The organism is Nocardia sp. NPDC051570 (assembly GCF_044454005.1).
Taxonomy (GTDB): Bacteria; Actinomycetota; Actinomycetes; order Mycobacteriales; family Mycobacteriaceae; genus Nocardia.
The window spans coordinates 1-3,793 of record NZ_JBITDI010000061.1; the positions used below are offsets into that span (position 1 = coordinate 1).

The 3,793-nt window shown below is 65.8% G+C and carries 7 protein-coding genes; 4 read left to right on the forward strand and 3 right to left on the reverse strand.

Annotated features, from left to right (window positions below; translation table 11 throughout):
* The coding region (locus tag ACIA76_RS43635) for a hypothetical protein (RefSeq protein ID WP_397161458.1) at positions 1-419 on the forward strand (419 nt) is incomplete at its 5' end.
* A gap of 20 nt (positions 420-439) precedes the next feature.
* A complete protein-coding gene (locus ACIA76_RS43640; protein ID WP_397161460.1) occupies positions 440-817 on the forward strand; it encodes a DUF6545 domain-containing protein in 378 nt (125 codons plus the stop codon).
* A gap of 69 nt (positions 818-886) precedes the next feature.
* Here ACIA76_RS43640 and ACIA76_RS43645 read toward each other — a convergent pair whose 3' ends face one another.
* Complete coding sequence (locus tag ACIA76_RS43645) at positions 887-1,738, reverse strand: SAM-dependent methyltransferase (protein WP_397161462.1); 852 nt, start codon at positions 1,736-1,738, stop codon at positions 887-889.
* Between the two features lie 186 nt (positions 1,739-1,924).
* Positions 1,925-2,605 (reverse strand): helix-turn-helix transcriptional regulator, encoded by a 681-nt coding sequence (locus tag ACIA76_RS43650; protein ID WP_397161464.1) that lies wholly within the window; start codon positions 2,603-2,605, stop codon positions 1,925-1,927.
* Positions 2,606-2,855: 250 nt separating this feature from the next.
* On the opposite strand from ACIA76_RS43650, the gene ACIA76_RS43655 reads away from it, so the two are divergent.
* Positions 2,856-3,098 carry a hypothetical protein gene (locus ACIA76_RS43655; RefSeq protein WP_397161466.1) on the forward strand — a complete coding sequence of 81 codons (243 nt, stop codon included), beginning with the start codon at positions 2,856-2,858 and terminating at the stop codon, positions 3,096-3,098.
* A 37-nt stretch (positions 3,099-3,135) separates the two neighbouring features.
* Here the strand turns inward: ACIA76_RS43655 and ACIA76_RS43660 are convergent, their stop codons facing one another.
* On the reverse strand, positions 3,136-3,492 hold the full coding sequence (locus ACIA76_RS43660; protein ID WP_397161468.1) for a hypothetical protein: 357 nt from the start codon (positions 3,490-3,492) through the stop codon (positions 3,136-3,138).
* A 65-nt stretch (positions 3,493-3,557) separates the two neighbouring features.
* Here ACIA76_RS43660 and ACIA76_RS43665 point away from each other — a divergent pair.
* On the forward strand, positions 3,558-3,793 hold a 236-nt coding region (locus tag ACIA76_RS43665; protein WP_397161470.1), incomplete at its 3' end, for an SAM-dependent methyltransferase.

A 3,793-nucleotide genomic window follows, 5' to 3' on the forward strand; every position in this document is an offset into this window, starting at 1 on the left:
TGAACGACCGGCGCTTGCGAGGAGGCATAGCGACATCCTTCCAGCAGGACCTCCGGTCCTGCCAAATCAGTGTCCACTATCCGGGGGAAACCTCAACGGCGGTTGCGATGTGGCGGCGTACGACAGCCCTGCGGGAGCGGATCGTGGTGGCCGCCCTGCGCGTGTTCGCCGTTCTCAGCGTGCTCCCCATCGCCTCATTCGCGTCCTTCTCCGCGTTGAGTGCGATGAGGGTCGGTCACGAGCTCACCCGTCACGTATACAGCGCCGTGTCGGATGGGTTCGCGTCCGGCGAGCCGTTATTGCCGGCGTTCGCCATTCTCGCCTTGGCACTGGTGCCGTCGTCGGTACAAGCGATGACGCAGCTGCTAGGGCTGGACCGCGACTCCCGCGCCGCCTCTATCCACTATGGCGAGACCTGACAACCGCCACCCCACAGGTTGTGCTGGCGTTGAGAGGGCCCGACCGGTGGCACGCTTCACCAAAAGAGCGGGCGCACCGTCGGAGGATCGAGATCCACGACGCTGCACAGATCGTTTCCAGCTTCGCGCTGCCGCTCCCGGCTGTCGCCGACGAATCGATCGAGGCAGCTGTCGCCGAGAACAACCAGGAACAGATGCGACTCGTCGCCGAGCTGGTCATGGCCGCCCAGCGACTTGCTCGCACTGGTGATGGCCGAACAACTGGCGAACCCATGCCGTGTAGGACCGACGTGCCCAACGAACAAACGCTGCTTCGCTACTGGGAACCTGCCAAATTCCTACTGGCAGACCAGGGCTGCGAAGCTCCGCGCAAGCGGAGGCGCCTCACATCGAGGTAGACTGTACGGTCTGTTAGATCCGATGATGGAGCTGGGCTGGGTCAGCCTGCGGTGGATTGTGTTGCGGCATCAGCGGCGCATTGCGGCGATAGCGCCGACTCGGGGATCGGGGTGGGTGGCCGGGCGGCCGAGCGGGGCTACCATGTCGTTCCAGCTGCGGAACTCGGTGTTCCAGCCGAGCCCAGTGAGCCACTGCTCGACATCGAAATCGGGGTCAGGCATATCGATTCGGGTCGCGTCGGCTGCCGCGTCACCAGCCATCAGGCGTCGCAGCTCTCGATACGGTGTGCTGTCCGGATCGGCGATGAGCCTGGCCGCACCGAAAAGGCTGCCGGGCGAGGACAGTTCGGTGAGGGTCACCACGACACGCTGACTCCACTCCTGTGCCAGGGATCCGAGCGTGCCCTCGTCCACCCAGCACGCCGGTAGGTCTGTCCGAAATCCGCTGCTCAGCAGTGCGTTTCGCCAATCCTGACGCAGGTCGGCGCCAATGACGCGCCGCTGGCAGGTCGGTACCGCACCCGCGCGGTCCAACACCGGCTCCTTGAACGCGAACAGTTCGGGAAGGTCGATTTCGAAGACGCCCGTCTCCGGCGGCGGGCCCATACGGAATGCTCGGGTGTCCAAACCCGCACCGAGCAGCACGATTTGGCGGATGCCGGCATCCAACGCCGTGCCGATCCGGTCGTCCACCAAGCGCACACCGACGGTGCGGCCCTCGTAGAACTGATCTGCGACGGCGAGCACCCGTGCCCACCGTTCCGCGGCGAACCCCTTGCGCGCCGCGTCGACGAACGCCCGCGCCAGCGGGTCGTCGTACAGTCGATCTGCGCGCTCGGTCTCGCGCGCCCGGATGACCGCGACGCCGATCGCGGTCATGGCGACGCCTTCGACCGGCACATTCGATGCCGTCTCGGTCATGGTCTCTCTCCCTAAATGATCATCAAAAGCGCTGTGCGAGAACATAATTTGACGAAAGCGACGCTCGGGTCGCCCCCTCCGGATCGACCCGAGCGCCAAAAACCGGCGACGTTGTCGTCCACCGTGTTGTCGCGGTGGCCGACAAATCATCACCGGAGTCGGCTGGTGAGTGCTTGAACAAACCTGCTAAATCAGGCTGTCATCGAGAATTCGCTGCGTGTGCCGGACGAGCTCGATCGGGGCGAAGCCGTGCATGCGACGGAACACCCGGCTGAAATGGGCCGCATCGGCGAAGCCAGCGCTGTGCGCCGCGTCGGTGAGGGTGCGATGTGTCGCGAGCAACTGGTAGGTGCGGTGCAATCGCAGGTTCAATACGTAGCTGCGGAATGGCACACCGAGATCCGAGCGGATCACATGAGCGAGCCGATCCACCGAAATTCCGATCTCACCGGCCAGGGCGGTCAACCGGAGCGGGCCGTCGAGCCGGTCGGGCAGAAGCTGCATCAATTCCCTCACGGCAGGGTGTCCGGCGATGTGGGTATTGATCTGTGGGAGGCAGAGGGCGGTCATGATCGAGCGGGTGGCCTCCAGTCCGCTGCGGGGCCAGTCCCGCGAGGCCACGCCGAGCTGGTCGACGCCGGCGATCCGAGACAGCCTGACCCACTCCTCGAGTTCCGCGCTCGGCGACATCACCCAGGTGGGATCAGCGAACCATTCGGGTGAAAGGTACAACAGCAGCCCTCGCGTCGGGCCGTGCACGATCGCATGTGGAGCGCACGACGGGATGACCACCGCGTCGCACGCAAGCTGGCTGGCACGACCGTCCGCGAGCACCATCGGCCCCTCGAGGGCGACGAGGATCTGCACCGCCCGGTGGCTGTGCAACCGGGCTGGGGGGATTGCACCGGCGTACCGCATATATCCCGGTCCCGCCGTTGCCGTGCCTTGCCACCCGTCAGGTGACGCCGACTTTCCGCGCATGACCGACTCCGTCGCACTTCAAGGCCCCGGCTCCACGTTCCTACCCTGACCTTACCGTGCCCGTAGCCGCTAACTGTTTGCTGCACTTGATGATTCGATCGGGGCCCTCGCACACTGGCGTGGCGCGGTCGAACGTGTGCATCTGCTGCTCGAGGGTTGGGTCGATACCGAGCGGCGGCCGGCCGACTCCGAAACCCGCATGATCGTGGTGCTCGACACACTGCGGTGGTACGTGCGTGACAGCACCGTCGGTGAGTCGCGCACGGTCGCGCAAGTGCGCGCGGCGATGCAGGTGATCGGTGGGTCAATGCCCGAGGCCGTAGCCGTCCCACCGGAATCCGTTGGCGTCACGGATGATTCGGCACCGAGGCAGGGTTAGCCGGTATCCGGCAGGCGTGCGGTGACGATCGGCTTGCTCACCTCGGGATCGGTGGGCCGGGGTCCAAGCCCATGGCTTCGCGGGCCTTGCGGATGAAGTACAGGCCGCCGCGGGCGGTTTCGCGGGCGATACGGACCTGTCCGAGGGTGGTAGCGGAGGCCAGTTGGGTGCGGGCGGTGTTCATGCGGTCGGAGGCTTCGCCGAGCGCGTCCAGGGCGATACCGTTGTCAGGGTCGAGCGAGACCAGTTCGCTGCCCATGCGGTCCAGGTAGCGGCGGACCTCGGCTTTATTGTGGGCCACGCGGTCGGCGTTGCCGGACCACTCCCGCGAGATCCACCACACGGCCAGCGCCACAACGGCCACGAAGAGGACGAGGAACAGTAGGCGACCCACACCCCCAGCCTACGACGGTAACTCGCCCGATCGCGCTGTTCCAGGTCGGCACGCTGCACCACTACCTGGCCGACGACGCGGCCGCATTGATGGCGACCTACATCGACGCGCTGCCGTCCGGATCGTATGTGGCGATCGCGCACTTCTTCGATCCCGAAGTCGACGAGTACAGCGACCTGGCCCGCAAGATGGAAGACAAGTTCGTCCACAGCCCGATGGGCGGCGGCCGGTTCCGCACCCGCGCCGAGATCCAAGCTATGTTCGACGGCCTGGAGATGGTCGAGCCGGGGCTGGTGCTGTG

Bases quoted from the DNA above. Each gene is read 5' to 3' on its own strand.
- ACIA76_RS43645 (WP_397161462.1), bottom strand. From the start codon at position 1,738: ATGACCGAGACGGCATCGAATGTGCCGGTCGAAGGCGTCGCCATGACC.